General features: G+C 63.0%; 22 protein-coding genes and 1 riboswitch. Of the genes, 19 read left to right on the top strand and 3 right to left on the bottom strand.

Annotated elements, in window-relative coordinates; all coding sequences use genetic code 11:
* Nucleotides 1-141 precede the first annotated feature (141 nt).
* Nucleotides 142-366: riboswitch (cobalamin riboswitch) on the top strand.
* Between the two features lie 246 nt (nt 367-612).
* The 18 genes from btuB to tnpA all read left to right on the top strand — a co-directional run bounded on the left by btuB (nt 613) and on the right by tnpA (nt 17,469).
* Nucleotides 613-2,472, top strand: coding sequence for a TonB-dependent vitamin B12 receptor (gene btuB / locus sS8_RS07965; protein WP_119629191.1), 1,860 nt, complete (start codon nt 613-615; stop codon nt 2,470-2,472).
* A gap of 130 nt (nt 2,473-2,602) precedes the next feature.
* Nucleotides 2,603-3,190, top strand: a complete 588-nt coding sequence (locus tag sS8_RS07960) for a hypothetical protein (RefSeq protein WP_119629190.1) — start codon at nt 2,603-2,605, stop codon at nt 3,188-3,190.
* 12 nt (nt 3,191-3,202) lie between these two features.
* On the top strand, nt 3,203-3,808 hold the full coding sequence (gene cobO / locus sS8_RS07955; protein ID WP_119629189.1) for a cob(I)yrinic acid a,c-diamide adenosyltransferase: 606 nt from the start codon (nt 3,203-3,205) through the stop codon (nt 3,806-3,808).
* Complete coding sequence (gene bluB, locus sS8_RS07950; protein WP_119629188.1) at nt 3,808-4,470, top strand: 5,6-dimethylbenzimidazole synthase; 663 nt, start codon at nt 3,808-3,810, stop codon at nt 4,468-4,470. Before cobO ends, bluB begins: the two co-directional genes overlap by 1 nt.
* Complete coding sequence (locus sS8_RS07945) at nt 4,467-5,753, top strand: cobyrinate a,c-diamide synthase (RefSeq protein ID WP_119629187.1); 1,287 nt, start codon at nt 4,467-4,469, stop codon at nt 5,751-5,753. The genes bluB and sS8_RS07945 overlap by 4 nt, the downstream gene beginning before the upstream one ends.
* Nucleotides 5,750-6,556, top strand: a complete 807-nt coding sequence (locus tag sS8_RS07940) for a cobalamin-binding protein (RefSeq protein WP_119629186.1) — start codon at nt 5,750-5,752, stop codon at nt 6,554-6,556. Before sS8_RS07945 ends, sS8_RS07940 begins: the two co-directional genes overlap by 4 nt.
* Nucleotides 6,553-7,470, top strand: coding sequence for an adenosylcobinamide-phosphate synthase CbiB (gene cbiB, locus sS8_RS07935; RefSeq protein WP_119629185.1), 918 nt, complete (start codon nt 6,553-6,555; stop codon nt 7,468-7,470). The genes sS8_RS07940 and cbiB overlap by 4 nt, the downstream gene beginning before the upstream one ends.
* Nucleotides 7,463-8,446 carry a threonine-phosphate decarboxylase CobD gene (gene cobD / locus sS8_RS07930; protein WP_119629184.1) on the top strand — a complete coding sequence of 328 codons (984 nt, stop codon included), beginning with the start codon at nt 7,463-7,465 and terminating at the stop codon, nt 8,444-8,446. The genes cbiB and cobD overlap by 8 nt, the downstream gene beginning before the upstream one ends.
* Before the next feature lie 5 nt (nt 8,447-8,451).
* Nucleotides 8,452-9,117 carry an adenosylcobinamide amidohydrolase gene (locus sS8_RS07925; RefSeq protein WP_119632661.1) on the top strand — a complete coding sequence of 222 codons (666 nt, stop codon included), beginning with the start codon at nt 8,452-8,454 and terminating at the stop codon, nt 9,115-9,117.
* A gap of 2 nt (nt 9,118-9,119) precedes the next feature.
* Complete coding sequence (locus sS8_RS07920; RefSeq protein WP_119629183.1) at nt 9,120-10,595, top strand: cobyric acid synthase; 1,476 nt, start codon at nt 9,120-9,122, stop codon at nt 10,593-10,595.
* Nucleotides 10,592-11,113, top strand: a complete 522-nt coding sequence (gene cobU, locus sS8_RS07915; protein WP_119629182.1) for a bifunctional adenosylcobinamide kinase/adenosylcobinamide-phosphate guanylyltransferase — start codon at nt 10,592-10,594, stop codon at nt 11,111-11,113. The genes sS8_RS07920 and cobU overlap by 4 nt, the downstream gene beginning before the upstream one ends.
* The gene (gene cobT / locus sS8_RS07910) at nt 11,110-12,171 is read left to right on the top strand and encodes a nicotinate-nucleotide--dimethylbenzimidazole phosphoribosyltransferase (RefSeq protein ID WP_232020561.1); all 1,062 of its coding nucleotides are present in this window, start codon (nt 11,110-11,112) and stop codon (nt 12,169-12,171) included. Before cobU ends, cobT begins: the two co-directional genes overlap by 4 nt.
* A complete protein-coding gene (locus sS8_RS07905; RefSeq protein WP_119629180.1) occupies nt 12,168-12,755 on the top strand; it encodes a histidine phosphatase family protein in 588 nt (195 codons plus the stop codon). Before cobT ends, sS8_RS07905 begins: the two co-directional genes overlap by 4 nt.
* Nucleotides 12,734-13,498 (top strand): adenosylcobinamide-GDP ribazoletransferase, encoded by a 765-nt coding sequence (locus sS8_RS07900; protein WP_232020560.1) that lies wholly within the window; start codon nt 12,734-12,736, stop codon nt 13,496-13,498. The genes sS8_RS07905 and sS8_RS07900 overlap by 22 nt, the downstream gene beginning before the upstream one ends.
* A gap of 95 nt (nt 13,499-13,593) precedes the next feature.
* Nucleotides 13,594-14,823, top strand: a complete 1,230-nt coding sequence (locus sS8_RS07895; RefSeq protein WP_119629179.1) for a PQQ-dependent sugar dehydrogenase — start codon at nt 13,594-13,596, stop codon at nt 14,821-14,823.
* 422 nt (nt 14,824-15,245) lie between these two features.
* Nucleotides 15,246-16,121 (top strand): hypothetical protein, encoded by an 876-nt coding sequence (locus sS8_RS07890; RefSeq protein ID WP_119629178.1) that lies wholly within the window; start codon nt 15,246-15,248, stop codon nt 16,119-16,121.
* Nucleotides 16,122-16,138: 17 nt separating this feature from the next.
* Nucleotides 16,139-16,492, top strand: coding sequence for a hypothetical protein (locus sS8_RS07885; protein ID WP_119629177.1), 354 nt, complete (start codon nt 16,139-16,141; stop codon nt 16,490-16,492).
* Nucleotides 16,493-17,037: 545 nt separating this feature from the next.
* A complete protein-coding gene (gene tnpA / locus sS8_RS07880) occupies nt 17,038-17,469 on the top strand; it encodes an IS200/IS605 family transposase (protein WP_119628817.1) in 432 nt (143 codons plus the stop codon).
* A 26-nt stretch (nt 17,470-17,495) separates the two neighbouring features.
* Here tnpA and sS8_RS07875 read toward each other — a convergent pair whose 3' ends face one another.
* Nucleotides 17,496-18,563, bottom strand: coding sequence for an NACHT domain-containing protein (locus tag sS8_RS07875; protein ID WP_119629176.1), 1,068 nt, complete (start codon nt 18,561-18,563; stop codon nt 17,496-17,498).
* Between the two features lie 16 nt (nt 18,564-18,579).
* Here sS8_RS07875 and sS8_RS07870 point away from each other — a divergent pair, with 16 nt between their 5' ends.
* Nucleotides 18,580-18,783, top strand: a complete 204-nt coding sequence (locus sS8_RS07870) for a hypothetical protein (RefSeq protein ID WP_145986449.1) — start codon at nt 18,580-18,582, stop codon at nt 18,781-18,783.
* A 269-nt stretch (nt 18,784-19,052) separates the two neighbouring features.
* On the opposite strand, the gene sS8_RS07865 is transcribed toward sS8_RS07870, so the two are convergent.
* A complete protein-coding gene (locus tag sS8_RS07865; RefSeq protein ID WP_119629174.1) occupies nt 19,053-19,271 on the bottom strand; it encodes a hypothetical protein in 219 nt (72 codons plus the stop codon).
* Nucleotides 19,240-19,500, bottom strand: a complete 261-nt coding sequence (locus tag sS8_RS07860; RefSeq protein WP_119629173.1) for a hypothetical protein — start codon at nt 19,498-19,500, stop codon at nt 19,240-19,242. Before sS8_RS07860 ends, sS8_RS07865 begins: the two co-directional genes overlap by 32 nt.
* Nucleotides 19,501-19,610 lie beyond the last annotated feature (110 nt).

Here is a 19,610-nt window from a genome sequence, read left to right as displayed (position 1 = left end):
ATTCGAATGGAGACGCCGAAGCTTATCAAACCGGGTTCCCGAGCCGGAGTCCGGGAACCCGCTTGACCAGCGCCGGATGGTTCCTCGTTCACGAATGGCTCGGTGCTCGCTTTTTGATTGACGCCTTCCCGCCCATCGATTAACCTGCCGACCGCTTCAGGTGTCCCGGCGAGCTCTACGGCCGGGATTAAACGGGAAGCCGGTGCGTTCCTGCCTCATGAGGAACAAGGCCGGCGCTGCCCCCGCAACGGTAAGCGAGTCGAGGAACAGCACAATGCCACTGCGTTTTTGAGCGCGGGAAGGCGCTGTTTCCGGGGAGGATCCCCGCTCGCGAGCCCGGAGACCGGCCTGAAGCCAGGTCGGCATCGCGGAGGGCGACGCCTGGATGGCCTTCACCTAGGACAGGACTTATGCACTCGGCTCCTTCTCCCGATCGGAGCGGAACTCTAAGCGTTTCCGGTAAATCCTGTAGAAATACATCCTTGTATTTCACCCCGCAGGGCAAGTCTCCAGTCGTTCGACCGGCCTCCGGACAAATGCGTCCGCGGCTTTCCTCCGTGTGCTTTGCGCAATCCTATCCCGCGCGGGTGTGCTCGGGGGAAGTCATCGAACATGAAAATCGAAAACCGCAGCCTACACGCGGCATTACTGTCTTTTTGTCTGCCGTCGGTCCGTGCCGACGATGCCTATCTTTCTAAGCTCGAAACCGTTACCGTGACCGCCACTCGAACGGAGCGGAGCGTCGAGGAGTCGCTGGCCTCGGTCACCGTCATCGACCGCGACGAAATCGAGCGCCGGCAGGCGCAGTCCGTGCAGGAGGTCCTGCGCGGCGTGCCGGGCTTATCCATCACCAATAGCGGCGGCCTGGGAAAGAACACGTCGGTACACCTGCGCGGAACCGAATCCGATCATGTGCTGGTATTGATCGACGGTGTTCGGGCCGGTTCGGCCTCATCGGGGACCACAGCGTTCCAGGATATCCCGATCGACCAGATCGAGCGCATCGAAGTCGTCCGTGGGCCGCGCTCCAGCCTGTACGGTTCGGAGGCGATCGGCGGGGTGATTCAGATCTTCACCCGCAAGGGCGGCGAAGGTTTCAAGCCTTACCTGAGCTTCGGCGCGGGCAGCCATTCGATGTACAAGGCCACCGGTGGCGTTTCCGGCGGCGACGACCGGGCCTGGTACAGCCTGAGCGGTTCGCGGATCGAGACGCGAGGTTTCAATGCCTGTGCCGGCCGGCCTTTCAGCCTGGGCGGGGGTGGCTGCTTCACCCGGCAACCGGACGACGACGGCTATCACAACACCTCCGGCAGCGCGCGCGCCGGCTACCGCTTCGACAATGGCCTGGAAATCGAGGGTAATCTGTTGCACGCGGAAGGCGAGAACGAGTTCGACGGCACCCAGCAGAACCGCTCGACTTTCGTGCAGCAAATGGTGGGCGGCCGTCTGAAATATTCGCCGTTTGAATTCTGGACCACGACCCTCCGCGCCGGCCGCACCCTGGACGAATCGGACAATTTCATGGATCGGCGTTTCAGCAGCACTTTCGATACCCAGCGGGTCAACGTCACCTGGCAGAACGATTTTGCTCTGACCGAGGGGCATCTTTTCACCCTGGGGCTGGATTACTACAACGATCAGGTCGACGGCACGACCGACTATGTCGTCGATTCGCGCGACGACAAGGCCGGTTTTGCCCAGTACCAGCTGACCTTGGGCGGATTCGACGCGGTATTGGGTACGCGCGTCGACGATAACGAACAGTTCGGCGTCTATCCCACCGGCAATGTGGCCTTGGGCTATGGCTTCGACAACGGCATTCGCTTGAGTGCGTCCTGGGGCAGGGCCTTCAAGGCACCAACTTTTAACGAACTGTACTTTCCCAACTTCGGCAATCCGGCGCTCGGGCCGGAAACCTCCGAGAGCTGGGAAGTCGGAATTAGCGGACAGCACCTGAATGTGGCCTGGGCTCTCAACGGCTATCATACGGAGATCGACGACATGATCGCCACTGTGTGCGGTCCGGCACGTTGCTTCGCTGAAAACCTGGACCGGGCGCGCATACTCGGCCTCGAAGCCCAGGCCTCGACTCGGCTGTGGGGGTTCGACATCGCGGCCAATCTGAGCCTGATCGATCCCGAAAATCTGTCCGAAGGTGCCAATAATGGCAATCGGCTGCCGCGCCGCGCGCAGACCATGTTTCGGTTCGACCTGGACCGCTCGGTCGGTCCGGTTCGGGTCGGAACGACCGTTTACGGCGAGGGCCGCCGTTTCGACGATGTGGCCAACACCCAGCGGCTGGCCGGTTACGTGACGGTCGATCTGCGCGCCAGCGTGGATCTGTATCGGGGCTTGTCTCTGGAGGGGCGGGTGGCTAATCTGTTGAACAAGCAGTATCAGACTGCCCGTTTTTTCTATCAGGACGACTTGAATTTCTTCCTGACCGTGCGCTATGCGCCGGATGCCTTGTGATTTCAGTTAGGTAGGGCGAATTAGGTGGTACCTCATCTTAGGGATCGGTAGTTGCCCCGCCCATCTCAAAAGCGATTTTTTTCGACATTCTCATTTCGACACAATTCAACAACAACACTGGAGAGCTGATATGAATGACACGACATCGAAGACGTTTTGGCCTATCGCCCTCACCCTCGCCGTACTCATGGCCGCTACCCGCAGCCACCATTTCGCGAGCGTCACTCATTTGCCCGACGCGTCGTGGGCGGTCTTCTTCCTCGCCGGTTTCTATCTGCGTTCGGTCTGGGCTTTCCCAGCCTTGCTCGGCTTGGCCGTGGTCAGCGATTACGTGGGCATTGCCTGGTTCGGCGTGAGCGATTTCTGCGTCAGCCCAGCCTATGTCTTTCTCTTGCCGGCCTATGGCGCATTGTGGCTGACCGGGCGCTGGTACGCGCGGCACTACCATTTCCGGGTTTCCACCCTGCCGATGCTCGCCCTGGCCTTGCTGACCGGCGCCACAATCTGCGAACTCCTGTCCAGCGGTGGCTTTTATTTCTTCTCGGGACGTTTCGAGGAAACCACCTTCGCCGAATTCGGCGCACGGCTGGCCCGATACTTCCCGCATGCGCTGGAAGGCATCGCGCTGTATATCGCGGCGGCGATCCTGGTTCATGTGGCCTTCGGCTTGGCCAGACCCGGCCGGTCCGTCGAAGACCACGGACGCGGGGCGCACTGACACGGCTCCCGCATGTCGGATTCGTCGAGAGAAGAGCGCCACCGCCGGCGGATGGCGCGGAAGAAGGCGGTCGTCGATAGCGGCATCGCCCGCGCCACCCTGGACAAGGGCCTGCTGCTGGTGCTCACGGGCAACGGCAAGGGCAAGTCGTCCTCCGCCTTCGGCATGGTCGCCCGCGCTCTGGGGCACGGCATGAAGGTCGGCGTGTGCCAGTTCATCAAGGGCCGTTCGGATACCGGAGAAGAAGCCTTCTTCCGCCGGCATTCGGACGTGGAATGGCGGGTGCTGGGCGAGGGGTTCACCTGGGAGACGCAGGACCTCGAACGGGACACCGCCGTCGCCCGCGAGGGCTGGGAGACCGCCCGCGCCATGCTGGCCGATCCGGCTTATGGACTCGTGATTCTGGACGAGCTGACCTATCCCCTGAAATACGGTTACCTGGATACCCGGACGGTTCTTAGCGATCTTGCCGCCCGTCCGCCCATGCAGCACGTGGTAGTGACCGGGCGCGGGGCGCCGCAGGACCTGATCGACGCCGCAGACACCGTGACCGAGATGCGCGATGTGAAACATGCCTATGCATCCGGGGTGCGGGCGCAGCCGGGTATCGATCTGTAATGACTGAACACTGCTATTCGGACGACGAGCGCGCGACGGTTTACCGGGTCATCCGGGAACGGCGCGACACCCGCCACTTTCACCCCGGCGCCATCGATCCCGCCGTATTGCAGCGGCTGCTCGAGGCCGCTCGTCTGGCCCCTTCGGTGGGCTACATGCAGCCCTGGCGATTCATCCGCATCACTGACCTGGAGCTTCGCCGCGCCATTCATGCTCTGGTCAGGGCGGAATGCGAAGCGACTGCGGCGGCCTGCGGCTCGCGAGCGGACGAAGTCCGGCGCTTGAAGCTCGAAGGCATTCTGGAATGCGGCGAACTGCTGGTCGCGGCCCTGACCGAGGGACGCGAACGCTATATTCTGGGCCGGCGCACGCTGCCGGAGATGGATTTGTGTTCGGTTGCCTGCGCCATTCAGAACCTGTGGCTCGCCGCTCGCGCGGAAGGGCTGGGGATGGGGTGGGTGTCGCTGTTCGAACCCGACGAATTGGCTCAATTGCTGAGTTTGCCGAAGGGCGCCCGACCGGTGGCGGTACTCTGCCTGGGACATGTGGAGGCTTTCTATCCGGAACCCTTGCTGGAAACGGTAGGCTGGGACACGCGCCGCTCGGTCGAAGAGACCGTGTTCGAGAACGGCTGGGGCCGGCCGGCGAAGTTAGTGCCATGAGCCGCTGTCCCGCTCTCCTGATCTCTGCGCCCGCCTCGGGCCAGGGCAAGACCACTATTACAGCCGGCCTCGCCCGTTTGCACGCACGTCAAGGGCGAAGGGTGCGGGTGTTCAAGACCGGGCCCGATTTCCTCGACCCGATGGTGTTGGAGAAGGCATGCGGCGCGCCCGTTTATAACCTCGACCTATGGATGTGCGGCGAATCTCATTGCCGCCGACTATTGCACGAAGCGGCCGGCGACGCCGATCTGATCCTTGTCGAAGGCGTGATGGGGCTTTACGACGGCACGCCCTCCAGCGCCGATCTCGCGGTTTTGTTCGGCATTCCCGTCCTGGCGGTGATCGACGCGTCCGCGATGGCCCAGACCTTTGCCGCCATCGCCCACGGCCTTTCCACCTTTCGCGAAGAATTGCCGTTTTCGGGCGTGCTGGCCAACCGGGTCGGCAGCGCGGGGCACGCGGAACTGTTGCGCGCCGGCTTGCCCGATCCTGCCGTCTGGCGCGGGGCTTTGCCGCGCGAGGCGGATTTCGCGTTGCCGGAGCGTCATCTGGGCCTCCACCCTGCGGAAGAAATCGCCGACCTCGAGGCCCGTATCGACGCCGTGGCCGACGCGCTGGATGGTACGCCGCTGGGCGAATTGCCGCCGCCGGTGGAGTTCTTGTCGATCGAATCCGAAGTTCCGACCGGTCCGCTGGCAGGCGTGACGATCGCGGTGGCGCGCGATGTCGCCTTCTGCTTTCTCTATCCGGCCAATCTCGATGTTTTGCGCGCCCTAGGCGCGAATCTGGTTTTCTTTTCGCCGCTGGCGGATAGCGTTTTGCCCGAAGCCGACGCCGTCTGGCTGCCCGGCGGCTACCCGGAACTGCACCTGGATCGGCTGGCCGCCAACCGGGCCATGAAGGAAGCGCTGCGCAGCCACCATTTGGCGGGCAAGCCCATCCTCGCCGAATGCGGGGGGCTTTTGTATCTTCTGGAAACGCTCGCCGATATCGAGGGCCGGAGGGCCGAGATGGCGGGGCTGCTGCCCGGCCGCGCCGTCATGCAGACGCGGCTGGCCAATCTGGGGCTGCACGGAGTCGAACTGCCGGAGGGCGAACTGCGCGGTCACACCTTTCATCATGCACGGGCCGAGGTGTATCTCGCACCCTTCGCCAACACCTTTGCCGCGAAGGGCCACGGCCAGCCCGAAGCCGTTTACCGGAACAGACGCTTGGTGGCTTCCTTTTTGCATCTTTATTTTCCATCGAACCCCGCCGCCGTGGCGGCTCTCTTCGCGCCATGAACCCGAAACTGCTGCCGGAACGCATCGTCTGCCTGACCGAGGAAACCACGGAGACGCTCTATTTATTGGGCGAGGAACACCGCATCGTCGGCATTTCCGGGTTTACCGTTCGGCCGCCGCGTGCGCGCAAGGAAAAGCCCAAGGTCTCTGCCTTCACTAGCGCCAAAATCGACAAGATCCTGGATTTGCAACCCGATTTGGTGCTGGGGTTTTCCAATCTGCAGGCGGACATCGCCCGCGACCTCATCAAGGCGGGCGTAACGGTACACGTGTTCAACCACCGCTCGGTGGACGGGATTCTCGCCAAGATCCGGACGCTGGGTGCACTGGTGGGGGCCGAGGACAAGGCACGGGCCTTGATCGATAGCCTTAGCGCGCATGTTGAAACCGTACGCCGTGGCGCCGAGTCGCTGCCGGTCCGTCCCAGGGTCTATTTCGAGGAATGGGACCAGCCCCTGATCTCCGGCATTCTTTGGGTGTCCGAACTCATCGCGCTCGCCGGCGGAGAGAACGTCTTTGCTGGTCTCGCTGCACAGCCGCTGGCCGGCAGCCGCATCATTCACGATCCGCAGGAGGTGGTCCGGCGCGCGCCGGATATCATCGTCGGCTCCTGGTGCGGAAAGAAATTCCGGCCCGAGCAGGTGGCGGTGCGTGCCGGTTGGGAAGCGATTTCAGCGGTGCGTGACGGCGAGCTTCACGAGATCAAATCCAGCGATATCCTTCAGCCCGGCCCCGCGGCATTGACAGACGGACTGGACCGACTGGCGGGCATCATCCGGCATTGGGCGGAGAATCGGGCATGACCGCAATCTTGGCCATATTTGCCGTGCTGCTCGACGGTCTCCTGGGCGAACCCCGCCGTTTTCACCCCCTGGTGGGCTTCGGACGGCTGGCGGAAGCGCTGGAAGCCCGGTGGAATTCCGTGCTCGATAGGCAGGGAACCCGTGCGCGATTTTTGGGCGTCATCGCGGTTTTGTTGCTGACGGCTCCGTTCACGGCATTTGCAGCCTGGCTGGAATCCATTCCCATGTTCGGCGCCGCATTCGGCGTTTTGGCACTGTACGCTGCATTGGGGCTCAGGAGTCTAGGCGAACATGCCGAAGCGGTGGAAACCGCTCTAGCGGCTGATGATCTGGCCGAGGCGCGGCGGCGGGTGGGCTACATGGTGAGCCGCGACACCGGCGACATGAAAGCCGATGATGTCGCGCGCGCCGCCGTCGAATCGGTGCTGGAGAACGGCAACGACGCCGTGTTCGGCGCTCTATTCTGGTTCATGGTGGCGGGCGCGCCCGGCGCGGTGCTGTACCGGCTGGCGAATACCCTGGACGCCATGTGGGGCTATAAGAGCGAACGATTCTTTCATTTCGGTTGGGCGGCGGCGCGGCTGGACGATGCGCTGAATTATGTTCCCGCGAGGCTGGCGGCGTTGACCTATGCACTCTTGGGCGACGCTCGGCAGGCTCTGTATTGCTGGCGCACGCAGGCCGGTGGATGGGAGAGCCCGAACGCCGGACCGGTCATGGCCTCGGGCGCCGGGACTTTGCGGCTCGCGCTCGGCGGGCCGGCCCGTTATCGCGGCGAATGGCATGTACGCCCAGCCTTGGGATACGGAAACCCGCCCGGCGCGGCGGACATTCGACATGCCGCGGATCTGGTCCGGCGAGGAGTATGGCTGTGGTTGGCCTTGTTTTTTATAGGAGGATGGCTCGATGCTTGAACACGGCGGTCGTTTGCGTGCGGCGGCTAGGCGGTATGGTATTCCCTTGTCGGACTGGCTCGATCTATCCACCGGGGTCAATCCCGAGGGTTGGACCGTGCCTGCGGTTCCGCCCGAGGTTTGGGTGCGGCTTCCGGAAGAAGATGACGGACTGGAGACAGCCGCTTCGGCCTATTACGGCTGTGACAGTATTTTTCCCGTAGCAGGCTCCCAGGCGGCGATCCAGGCGTTGCCGGCACTGCTCCATGCTCAGCGGGTGGGCGTCATCCACCCCGGTTATGCCGAACACGCCCATGCCTGGCGCCGCGCCGGCTACAAGGTTGACGGGGTTGCGCCCGAAACCATCGCCCGCGGTCCCGGTTCCATGCCTTGGGACGTGCTGGTGGCAATCAATCCCAATAACCCGACCGGCCATCGTTTCGCGCCAGAAGTACTTCTGGCTTGGCAGGAGAGGCTCGCAGCGCGCGGCGGCTGTCTGGTGGTGGACGAAGCCTATATGGACCCTACGCCCGAATTCAGTTTGGCCGCCTACTGTCCGCGTCCGGGGCTTATCGTGCTGCGATCCCTGGGCAAATTCTTCGGACTGGCCGGCATCCGGGTGGGCTTTGTTCTGGCGGAACCGGAATTGCTCGAGCGCTTGGCGGCCCTGCTCGGTCCGTGGACGGTGACTGGGCCCTCCCGCTGGGTGGCTCGGGAGGCGTTGGCGGATAGCCCCTGGCAGGAAGCCGTCCGGCAACGATTGCCCGAAAATGCCCGCCAACTGACCGATCTACTGACCGCCGCTGGCCTCAAGCCCGCCGGCGGTTGTGCCTTGTTCCAATGGTGTCCCGGCGTCAAAGCGGCTCGACGTCAGGAGGCATTGGCCCGGCAAGGCATTCTCACCCGGCGGTTCGCCGATCCTCCGGGTTTGCGTTTGGGGCTGCCGGGGAGCGTGTCGGCTTCGGAGCGCCTGGCGACAGCCTTGCTCGCGAAATGAATCGCATGAGCGAAGAAGCGTGCAGCCAGGCATGGCCTGCTTGCCTGGCCGCGAACCCGACGCTGGGGCAACACCGTTACGGCGGCCGGCTGCTGCCCAGCCTGATTTGGCGCTTCGGCTCGCACCGACGGGCGATTTCTTCGGCGGTGTCCGGCGGCGGCTTATCGGTCGTGAGGTGGATACTAAACGCACAAGTGCCATCCGATTACAGCCGTACCGATCCCGCCGCGCACGTGGCCGAGATCGCCACCGCCAGCGGCCTAGCCGGCTCCGGCGCCGGATTGCTCACCGCCTGCGATGTGCGTAGCTATCGGCGAGCGAGCGATGGCGAGGTCGTCGCCGACGCCACGGTCGGCATTGCTCAGCCGATCTGGGCGGCGGCCGATGCGCCGCCGGGCGATTACCGGCCGGGCACCATCAACTTGGTCGTGCAATTGCCGGTTCGCTTGAGCGAGGCCGCCCTGGTCAATGCCGTCGCCACGGCGGCCGAAGCCAAGGCACAGGCGCTTTGGCAGGCTCGCGTACCGGGAACGGGCACGGCCACCGATGCGGTGTGTGTGCTCTGTTCGTCCGACGGCCCGGCGGAATCCTTCGCCGGGCCGCGTTCGGTTTGGGGAGGAAGGCTGGCGCGGGCGGTGTACGCTGCGGTGCTGGCCGGCCTGGAAGCCTAAGGATGACGGCCCGCACGCTGATGATTCAGGGCACCACGTCCGATGCCGGCAAAAGCACGCTGGTCGCCGCCCTGTGCCGTTTGCTGGCCCGGCGTGGCGTGAAAGTCGCTCCGTTCAAGCCTCAGAACATGGCGCTGAACAGTGCCGTCACCGAAGACGGCGGCGAGATAGGCCGCGCCCAGGCGGTACAGGCTCGGGCGGCTGGATTGGAACCTCACACCGACATGAACCCGGTGCTCCTGAAACCCAATACCGACACGGGCGCTCAGGTCATCGTCCAGGGCAGGGCCATCGGCAATCTGGACGCTCAGGACTACCATGCCTACAAGCGCATCGCCCGCCGCGCGGTGCTGGAGTCCCACGGAAGGCTCGCGGCCCGGTTCGATGCCATCGTCGCGGAAGGCGCGGGCTCGCCGGCGGAAATCAATCTGCGGGAAGGCGACATCGCGAACATGGGTTTCGCGGAAGCCGTGGACTGCCCGGTGATTCTGATCGCCGACATCGACCGGGGCGGCGTGTTCGCCCATTTGGTCGGCACTCTTGCGCTTCTATCGGAAAGCGAACGGGCGCGGGTGGCCGGCTTCGTCATTAACCGCTTCCGCGGCGACATCGCTCTGCTGCAACCGGGGCTGGACTGGCTGGAGCGGGAGACCGGCAAGCCGGCTTTGGGCGTGCTGCCTTATCTCCACGGTCTGCATCTGGAGGCGGAAGATGCGATCGAATCCGGACAGAGAGGCGCGAGCGCCGGAGCTCTGCGGGTGGTCGTTCCGGTCACGCCGCGGATCAGCAATCACACCGATTTCGATCCGCTGCGCCTGCATATGCAGGTCGACCTTCGCTTCGTATATCCGAGCGAGACGCCGCCTCCCGCGGACCTCGTGATCCTGCCCGGCTCCAAGAGCGTGCGCGCCGATCTATCGTTCCTGCGTACAACCGGCTGGGAGGCTTATCTTCGGCGCTATCTGCGCTATGGCGGTAAACTGCTCGGCATTTGCGGCGGTCTTCAAATGCTCGGACAAGAGATTCACGATCCTTTGGGCCTGGAAGGCGAGACAGGTTCCTGTGCCGGGTTCGGCTGGCTGGACCTGAGCACGGTGCTGGAGCCGGAAAAGCAGCTCCGCAATGTACGAGGCGAATTGACGCTGGAGAACGCGCCGGTGACGGGTTACGAAATTCATGCTGGCGTGACGAAAGGACCGGCGCTGGAACGCCCTTTCGCCCGGCTAACGGACAGAAACGACGGCGCGTGCTCGGAGGACGGGCAGATCATGGGGACCTATCTGCACGGATTGTTCGAGTCGAACGCCGCGACCGATGCCATTCTCCGCTGGGCCGGGCTGGCCGAGCCGGAAACCCCGGATTACGCCGCTATTCGGGAAGCGGAAATCGACCGTCTGGCAGATGCTGTAGGCGCCCACCTGGACATGAATGCGATCGATCGGATGTTGGACCTGAACCGGCAGGGAGTATACGCGTGAAGGAATTGATTCTGGGCGGGGTTCGCTCCGGGAAAAGCCGTTTGGCGGAAAAGCGGGCGGTGGACAGCGGCCTGGCCGTGACCTATATCGCTACGGCACGAGTCGGCGACGAGGGCATGCGGCAACGGGTGGAAGACCATCGGCGGCGGCGCCCGCCCGATTGGGACCTGGTCGAAGAGCCGCTGAAATTGGCCGTAGTCTTGCGCGACCATGCGGCGGAAGGGCGCTGCCTGATCGTCGATTGCCTCACCCTATGGCTGACCCAGCTCTTGTGCGAGACCGACGCGACGAGGCTTGCACGCGAGCGGGACGCTTTGATCGAAGTGCTGCCCGGTCTTCCGGGACACATCATTCTGATCGGCAACGAAACCAATATGGGCGTGCTGCCGCCGGGGGAACTGAGCCGCCGCTATTGCGACGAGGCCGGCCTGTTGCATCAGGCATTGGCGGGTGTCTGCGACCGGGTGATTCTGACCGTGGCGGGTCTTCCATGGGTGTTGAAGGGGGAAAAACTGTGACCGGGGACATTGCATGGCTGAAAGGACCGGTGGCTCAACCCGACGAGGAAGCCGCGCGCATGGCCGCGGAACGTCAGTCGATGCTCATCAAGCCGCCGGGCGCGCTGGGACGGCTAGAAGCGCTGGCGATCCGGCTTGCCGCCTGGCAGGGAACGCTCAAGCCCTCCGCCGACCGGGTGCGTATCGTTGTGTTCGCCGGGGATCACGGCGTGGCGGAGGAGGGCGTATCGGCCTTTTCCCAGTCGGTCACGGCGGCCATGGTGCGCCAATTCGCGCGGGGCGGCGCGGCGGTGAGCGTGCTCGTCCGCAGCCTCGGCGCGGATCTCGAAGTGATCAACCTGGGCACGGTCGAGGAAACGGGTCCCGTTACCGGCGTGCCGGACCTCCGTCTCGGGCCGGGCACCGCCAATTTCGTGCGCGGGCCGGCCATGACCGAACGCCAGTTGGCGCAGGCTCTACGCGCGGGGCGTGACGCCGCCGAGCGCGCCCGCTCGGGCGGGGTTCAAATCTTTATCGGCGGCGAGATGGGCATAGGCAACACCACCGCCGCCGCCGCACTGGCCTCGGCCTTGCTCGGCGAGACGGCCGAAGCGCTGGCGGGTCCCGGTGCGGGTCTGGGCACGGAAGGCGTGCGGCACAAAGCCGAGGTGATTCGCCGGGCGCTCGCTCTGCATGGTCCGTATTTGGGCGATCCGCTGGAGGTTTTGCGCCGGCTCGGCGGTTTCGAAATCGCCGCCCTCGCCGGGGCCTTCGTCGCCTGCGCGCAGCAAGGTCTGCCGGTGCTGGTGGACGGGTTCATCTGCACGGCGGCCGCCCTGGCCGCGGAACGGCTGTGTCCGGGAGCCGCCGGCTGGTTTCTCTACGCCCACGCTTCGGCGGAACCGGGGCATAAACGGATGCTGACGGCCCTGGACGGGAAGCCCTTGCTGGATTTAGGAATGCGCCTCGGCGAAGGCAGCGGAGCCGCCGTGGCGTTGCCCTTGCTGCGCCTGGCCTGCGCCCTGCACTCGGGTATGGCGACTTTCGACGAGGCGGGGATTGCGGGCAAAGCGCCGTGAGTGATGGTGGCGTTCATATCGACCTGCTGCGCCACGGCGAAACCGTGGGTGGCACGCGGTTTCGCGGCAGCCTGGATGATCCGCTCACCGACGAGGGTATCCGGCAGATGGAATGCGCCGTGGCCAACGCGGGACCCTGGGATGAGATCGTTACCTCGCCCTTGTCGCGCTGCGCCGCGTTTGCGGAAAGCTTGGCTTTAAAACTGAGGGTTCCCCTGGCAATCGACGAACGGCTCAGGGAGATCCATTTCGGCGACTGGGAAGGGTGCAGCTATGCCGAGCTGATAGCCACGGCACCGCTCGCGCTGACCCGTTTTCTCGGCGATCCCCTCCGGCATCCGCCGCCCGGCGCGGAGTCGGTGCAGGCATTCCGGGAGCGGACGCTCGATGCTCTTCGGGACCGGCTGAAGGCGAACAACCTGGGTAGCCGTCAGCTGCTCGTCACCCATGGCGGCGTGATCCGTGTGATGCTCTGTCATGCGCGGCAATGGCCGCTCGCCCGTTTGCTCGAAATCGACGTGCCGCACGCCTCGCTGCATAGTCTCTGCGGGAGCGGGCAGCGTTGCGAGGAGGTGCGTCCATAAGCGAACTCAGACCCCTTTTGATTGCGCTTCAGTTCCTGACCCGGCTGCCGGTGCGTCTGGATGCGCCGCCGGATGGTTCGGCGCTGGGCCGTTCGCTGCTGTTTTATCCCCTGGTCGGCTTGGGGCTGGGGCTGACGCTTGCGATGCTGGCCCAGTTCTTGAGCGAGGTCGGCGGCTGGCTGCCCGCGGCGATCGTGCTGGCGGTGTGGGTGGCCTTGACCGGCGCCCTGCATCTGGATGGACTTGCGGATAGCGCCGACGCCTGGGCCGGGGGCCTCGGCGACCGGGAGCGCACCCTCGCGATCATGAAGGACCCGCGTAGCGGCCCGGTCGCCATGGTCGTCGTGGTGCTCGTTCTTCTCCTCAAGGCCGCCGCACTGGAACCCGTCATCGCCCGGCACGACTGGACAGCCCTCGCGCTAGCGCCGGTGCTGGGTCGCGCCGCGCCGCTGCTGCTGTTTCTCAGCACACCCTATGTGCGCCCCGGCGGTCTCGGCTCCGAGCTGGCGCGGCATCTGCCGCGCCGGGGCGGCACGCTGGTGTTGTCCGCGACCCTCGTCGGCGTCCTGCTGGCTGTCGGCGTACGCGGTACCTGGCCTTTGCTCGCAACCGGCGCCCTGTTTTGCCGGCTGCGGCTGTCGATGATCCGGCGCATCGGCGGGACCACCGGGGATACCGCCGGAGCGACGATAGAACTCACCGAATGCGCGATTCTGGTCGGCCTGGCTCTGGCCGGTGGCTAGGGGCGCATAGCCACCGGCGAACGCACCGGTGGGCGCACTTCTTATTGTCTCGCTGGTCTCAGCAATGAAATCATCCGGCAAAGGAGGGCCGATCCATGCAGACTTTCCGCACCGCATTCATCTCGATGATCGCCTTGGCTGCCGCGGCGGGCAGCGCCGGGGCGCAGACCTCCGGCGGGACGGGTGCCTGTCCGCCTCTCGAAACGCGCGAGCCCAACGTGCCAAGCCAGCGTCCGGCGTTTCCCGGCCAGACCCGAGCTTGCGCGATCGAATCGAACGTCGCTTTCGACGTCATCGTGCTCGCGACGGGGCTCTCGCAGCCGTGGGCGGTGGAGCCGCTTCCGGGCGGCGATCTGCTGGTCACGGAAAAACCCGGCCGTTTGCGGATCGTCTCGGCCAAAGGCGAGCTAGGGCAGCCGATCTCAGGCGTGCCGGCGGTCGATGCACGCGGCCAGGGCGGCTTGCTCGACATCGCGCTCAGCCCGAACTTTGCTGCGGACCGGGCGATCTATTGGAGCTATTCCGAACCGCGCCGGGGCGGCAACGGCACCAGCGTCGCCCGCGGCGTGCTGTCCCCCGACCGGCGGAGCCTGGACCAGGTTCGGGTGATCTTTAGGGCGCTGCCGACCTACGACGGCGACAAGCACTACGGTTCGCGGCTCGCCTTCGGTCGTGACGGCATGCTGTACGTGACGACCGGTGAGCGCTGGGACGCGGAGATGCGCAAGTATGCGCAGCGGCTCGACAGCCATCTGGGCAAGGTCCTGCGGATCAACCCGGACGGCTCGGCGCCGAAGGAAAACCCCTTCGTCGGTCAGGCCAACGCGCTGCCCGAGATCTGGACGCTCGGCCATCGCAACATCCAGGCCACGGCCTTCGATCCGGAAGGACGATTCTGGGTGGTCGAGCACGGCGCTAAGGGCGGCGACGAGCTGAATCTGATCGTCAAGGGCAAGAACTACGGCTGGCCGCTGGTCGCCTACGGCGAGGAATACTCGGGGGAGCCGATTCCGGGCGCGGTGACGGCCCGTCCCGGTTTCGAGCAACCCGTCTATTACTGGGACCCGGTGATCGCACCCTCGGGCGCGCAGTTCTATACGGGCGATGCCTTTCCGGCATGGCGCGGCAGTCTTTTTACCGGCAACCTCAAGGACGGGCGGCTGGTGCGCATCGTTCTCGCGAACGACCGGGTGAAGGGCGAGGAACATCTCCTTGCCGGTCGGCGCCAGCGCGTGCGCGACGTACGGCAGGGACCGGCCGGGGAATTGTATGTCGTTACCGACGAGAGCAAGGGCGAACTGTGGAAGATCGTGCCGAAGCGATAGGAGGGTAGCGGTTCCCGGAAATCGTCGGACTATCCGGTCGGGTTGGGCTTTGCTGACCCGACCGGAGGAGAAAAAAGAACATTTTGTCTTTTGATCCTGTCGGCGTCTCAAAGCCGCCAATACGACGCGTCTGTTCGGAGTTTTTCTCAGCAGTGCGCTCGCCCTGAGCTAAGTCGAAGGGCTCAGGACAGGCCTGTCGGAGGATTTCCTGGCCTGCTGAGATGTGCTATAAGGCACGGGTCCGACGAAGAAGTTCGAAAATGAGTGAGTCGTACTGCCTGATCGATCGCAAAGCGTCACCAACGGTCAAGAACGTAAAGCCACAAGAGCCTCCTCTCCTTCTTGCAGAGGGTTGGGGTGAAGGCAATTCGAACAGGGCTTTACTTTCTTTACGCACAGTAACCTGGCTAGGAGTAGCCTGCATGCTGGCGGGCTGCGCGGATACCACGGCGTACCGGGCGCCGGTCAGTACCTTTCAGGATGCCTCTTCGGTGACCGTCCATAGCGCGCGGATCTACCTGACGCAGCTGAACAAGATCGAACGAGATGCCTATATCAGGCGGCAGGCCGCCAGTAACCGACATATCCGCCTGGATGAAATCGAAAAGACGCAATCCTTCTCGCCCGAGGAGATAGCGGTCAGGCTTGCGGCTCTCGACAGCTTGTCGCGCTACGGCGAATTGCTCGGCTACCTGGCAAATTCCGAGGCGCCGGAGCGAATCACCGCGAGCGCCTCCGATCTCGCCGACTCCCTGCAAAAGCTTTCGAACAATGTGAGCCTATTGGCCAAGAGACCCACAAATGATCGGTTTGTAAACTCCGCGGGTCCCGCCGTGAAAATCGTCGGAGAAGTAGCCCGAATTGCGGGGGAAAAGAAGATTCAGGCGGCGTTGGATCACGCGATCTTGTCCGGCGAAGCTCCGATCAGAGACCTCATCCACGCCATTCGGGACGACATCACCATCGCCTACGAAAGAAAGCGCAACGCGCTTTCGGCGCAGCGTGTGGACTACGTGGACGCCTACGAAGACACTCTCGGCGCCAAGGCCGATTTCGATCAGCGGAGGCAACGGGCCGACGAACTCATCGCCTATCTGGACGTCTGGGAATCGTTTCCGTTGACCAATCCGAACGAAGGGCTGAACGCCATGGCCGATGCCTATTCGGCTCTGGTCGCCTACGCAAGGTCGCCCAAGACGCCGACCGATTTGTCCAGCCTGGCCGATCAAATCGAATTGTTCGCGGCGCGTGCCAATCGGGTCGGCATGGCGATTCAGCAGATTGAGAAGAACTTTTAGCCAAACAGGAGGCTTCCGTGTTCGACCAAGATCTGTCTCGGCTCGACTTGATCCGGGTCATCGGCGACATCATTACCGAGATCGACGTGGCAAGAGGAAGTTTTCCGAAAGAGAGCCCGGAACGCAAGGAATTCGATGCTTGGCGACGAGACCTGGACGCGAAGCAGCACGCTCTGGCGGATGCGGTCTTCGATGAAGGAATGGCCGCTTATCAGTCCGCGTCGGCCGACATCGACACTATCGCCAGAGACATGGCCGATGCGATCGCCGACGTCAACAACACGGCGCAAACCTTCGAGGACTTGGCGCGATTGGCTTCCGCCATCGACGATTTGTTGGGTTGCGCGGCGTCAGCTGTCAAGGCGGTGTAGCTTGTCAAGCTCAGGTTTCTCCTCACCCTCGGACGATGAACGTTTTTCGCCTCGACTTCATCTTCTTGCTTCGAATTTGGCCACCAATTACATCCCTGTCTGCTTGAAAACGATTTGCTTATAGGATGGGTAGAGCGAAGCGAAACCCATCGATCGCGGGTTCGGCCGTAACCCACCGAACTACCCCGAACGGTGGGTTACGCTCTGGATGAAAGACGCGGTTTTCAAGGGTATGAGGCGGGTCAGGGTGTTGGCTCGTGGAGGGTGAAGGGCCTAGTATTTTTCGAGAGCCATTTAGCCGGCAGCCGAGGCGCCTGACGGAGTCACTTCCAAATCCGTCGGAGACGATGATCCACGGGCAGCCTGAATGACTCGTTCGCGAATTTCCCGGCCTTTTTCCAGAAGGCGTATTTCGTGGGCTCTATCTACCATTCCGCTTAACTCATTGAGGTAAGCCCCCGGCTTTGCCGGGGGACGCACCGAGGTTTGACTTGTACAACGGTCATCGTGAACCTGAAATCTCGACCAAGAGAAGGAGGTTCACAATGAAAGAGTACCAGAGTCTTTCCCACACCCGGTGGGATTGTAAGTATCATGTGGTGTTCATCCCGAAGCGGCGGAAGAAACAGATTTTTGGTGCGCTCAAGCGGCATCATGGAGAGATATTTCATGAGCTTGCCGGGCACAAGGAATCGAAAATAGTAGAAGGTCACCTGATGGGCGACCACGTTCATATGTGTATCAGCATTCCGCCGAAGTATGCGGTTTCGAACGTGGTGGGCTACATCAAGGGTAAGAGTGCGATCCAAATCGCCCGGCAGTTTGGGGGGCGGCAGAGGAACTTCACCGGGGAGAATTTCTGGGCGAGGGGATATTTTGTGTCCACGGTGGGTTTGGATGAGGCTATGGTTCGGGCGTATATCCGCCATCAGGAACAGGAGGATGAGCGTATTGACCAGATGAAGCTGGGCCTGTAAACAGCCGCCTTGGGCGGCTCATGATTTTACGGCGCCTTCGAGGCGCTCACCCAATAAGCCCCCGGCTTTGCCGGGGGTGATTTAACTTCCAGCGCCGCCTGTGTTTCTTCCTTGTTCAACTGCGGCCCGTCTTGGGGCCGCCGGCGCTTGTTCATCTCCCAGTTGAAGATAAAGGTGTCCACGCACAACTTATAGAGCTCGGCGCGGGAATCGGGCAGGGTGCCGCCTTGCAGAAAGATCAGGGCGATGATGGTGCAGAGCAGGGGATTCGCCGCTAACTCACTTATCCCCGGTACTTCATCGATCTGATTGATGAGGATTTCGGCTTTGCGCAAGGCGTTTTGCCGGGTGAATTCGTCCGGCTGGGCCGCCGCTCCCTGCTGCTTGCGCGCCAGCAGCCAGGCCGGATCTTCGCGCTGTTCCACCGCCAGGAACCAGTTATTCAGGTAGGCATTGCGTTCCTCCGCCTCGAAAGGCTGCACGATGGCTTCGTCGAAGGAGCCGCTGAGCACGCCACCGTAGCCGATGATCCGCGATGTCACCAGCCAACTGTTGCCGTGATAGCGAAGATCCAGGGCGCGGATCGCTTCGGCGGTCTCGTTCTTGGTTTCCGGGTTGCGCTGTTCGTCCAATCCGTCGAACAGGAACAGGACCCAGCCTTGACTAAGATCGACTTCGAGAGCGGAAAGAATCTCCCTTCGCTCCAATGGATCGGTGATACCGAATTCCGCCAGGCCTTCCTCGACCCAGTAATCGAGCAAGGCGTCCTTGGGCTTTCGCCGGTTGCGTTGCTGCCACTCGCCGAAATAACGCAGGGTGATGTAGATCGGAATCGGAAGGTTTTCGTCGCCTTGAGCGGAACGGACTGCCAGGTAGCGAAAAAGCGTCGTCTTGCCTGCTCCCGGATCGCCCAAAATGACCCGGCGGTGGGAGCGTTGAAGAAGACCGTCGACCGTCAACGCCGTCTCGCTGGCTTCCCGGCGGTGACGGACGGTCAAGCGGCGCGGACCGAATCTTTCTCGGTTGTTCAGATCAAGCTCATCGGGCTGGGGGTCCTGATCCAGGCTGAAATCCAGCCGGTCCCGCTCTGCCATCCGAAGCTTGAGCGGGATGAAAAACCTCGTTCAAATCCAACTCCACGATCCGGGCGACCTGCATTACCCCCCGGGAATCGAGGCGCCGGAAGTTTTCGATCACGTTCTTGAGGTAGTGCTTCAGCGGTTCGTTCATTGCGATAAGTTTTCTGGCAACCTTCCGTCGGCGAAAGAGAGGATTTTGGGTGAGTTTTTGGAGATTAAGCAAACATCCGGTTGACTTGAGTTGGTAAGTATCCGCACAAGTGGTCTTCCTCCCCGGTCGCAACCATGACGTAGCACTCAGGATTTAGCCTCCAATCACACCCGTGCCACCCCACACAACCGGTGGGTTACGGCGCGCGGTGAGTCCAGTGGCCGCGGCACAGGTCGGGCCGTGCGCGCCTGATCCACCTTTGGATCACTGCCGTTAAGTTAAGGGGCACTTGTACTGACGCCTGTCCTGAGCCTGTCGAAGGGCTCAGGGCGAACCGCCTACAGCGATAGGTTCTAAAAGGCGTCGAACCACTCGTGGAAGTGGATACCGTTGCTCTCTACGCCTGGAACAAACGAGAACGATTCGCCGAGCAGTTCGGTTTCGGTTTCGCGCACGGCGAACGAAGCGCCGAGCGTCAATCGCCGCCGGAGATTATTGATCACGGGATGGCTGATGCCGCCTTCCAGGGCATGTACCTTGCTATCGATATGCGGTATTGCCTTCGAAGGCATAGCCCTTGATGGTGAATGATTCCTCGTCGGGCTCGGGAGGCGGAGCGGTTTCGGGTTCCGGCGGCAGAGACAAACCCGGCGGTGGGCTCGGGCCGAGCAGTCCCGGCAGATCGGGCTTGCGTGCGCTGGGACGGTCGGTGGATTCGGCGCCGCCCTGTGCCAAAGCCGATGTCTCGTGCTGAATGATCAGAAAAACGACTAACAGTCGCCTGATTGAACCGGCATCCATGCGAATTCTTCCTGTCCTATCTTCCGTTGAAGCGCATCCACGGGCTATTGTAGTTCACGAAACCGGCTGCCTAAACACTTATGTGCTTAAACTCATTCGATCGACGCTGA

It is taken from the genome of Methylocaldum marinum (assembly GCF_003584645.1).
Classification (GTDB): Bacteria; Pseudomonadota; Gammaproteobacteria; order Methylococcales; family Methylococcaceae; genus Methylocaldum; species Methylocaldum marinum.
The sequence above is the reverse complement of the archived record's forward strand: the minus strand, read 5'-3'. Positions and strand labels throughout refer to the sequence as shown.

Coding starts and splice junctions, on each gene's coding strand:
- btuB (WP_119629191.1), top strand. CDS start 613: ATGAAAATCGAAAACCGCAGCCTACACGCGGCATTACTGTCTTTTTGT.
- sS8_RS07960 (WP_119629190.1), top strand. CDS start 2,603: ATGAATGACACGACATCGAAGACGTTTTGGCCTATCGCCCTCACCCTC.
- cobO (WP_119629189.1), top strand. CDS start 3,203: ATGTCGGATTCGTCGAGAGAAGAGCGCCACCGCCGGCGGATGGCGCGG.
- bluB (WP_119629188.1), top strand. CDS start 3,808: ATGACTGAACACTGCTATTCGGACGACGAGCGCGCGACGGTTTACCGG.
- sS8_RS07945 (WP_119629187.1), top strand. CDS start 4,467: ATGAGCCGCTGTCCCGCTCTCCTGATCTCTGCGCCCGCCTCGGGCCAG.
- sS8_RS07940 (WP_119629186.1), top strand. CDS start 5,750: ATGAACCCGAAACTGCTGCCGGAACGCATCGTCTGCCTGACCGAGGAA.
- cbiB (WP_119629185.1), top strand. CDS start 6,553: ATGACCGCAATCTTGGCCATATTTGCCGTGCTGCTCGACGGTCTCCTG.
- cobD (WP_119629184.1), top strand. CDS start 7,463: ATGCTTGAACACGGCGGTCGTTTGCGTGCGGCGGCTAGGCGGTATGGT.
- sS8_RS07925 (WP_119632661.1), top strand. CDS start 8,452: ATGAGCGAAGAAGCGTGCAGCCAGGCATGGCCTGCTTGCCTGGCCGCG.
- sS8_RS07920 (WP_119629183.1), top strand. CDS start 9,120: ATGACGGCCCGCACGCTGATGATTCAGGGCACCACGTCCGATGCCGGC.
- sS8_RS07895 (WP_119629179.1), top strand. CDS start 13,594: ATGCAGACTTTCCGCACCGCATTCATCTCGATGATCGCCTTGGCTGCC.
- sS8_RS07890 (WP_119629178.1), top strand. CDS start 15,246: ATGCTGGCGGGCTGCGCGGATACCACGGCGTACCGGGCGCCGGTCAGT.
- tnpA (WP_119628817.1), top strand. CDS start 17,038: ATGAAAGAGTACCAGAGTCTTTCCCACACCCGGTGGGATTGTAAGTAT.
- sS8_RS07875 (WP_119629176.1), bottom strand. CDS start 18,563: ATGGCAGAGCGGGACCGGCTGGATTTCAGCCTGGATCAGGACCCCCAG.
- sS8_RS07870 (WP_145986449.1), top strand. CDS start 18,580: ATGAAAAACCTCGTTCAAATCCAACTCCACGATCCGGGCGACCTGCAT.
- sS8_RS07865 (WP_119629174.1), bottom strand. CDS start 19,271: ATGCCTTCGAAGGCAATACCGCATATCGATAGCAAGGTACATGCCCTG.
- sS8_RS07860 (WP_119629173.1), bottom strand. CDS start 19,500: ATGGATGCCGGTTCAATCAGGCGACTGTTAGTCGTTTTTCTGATCATT.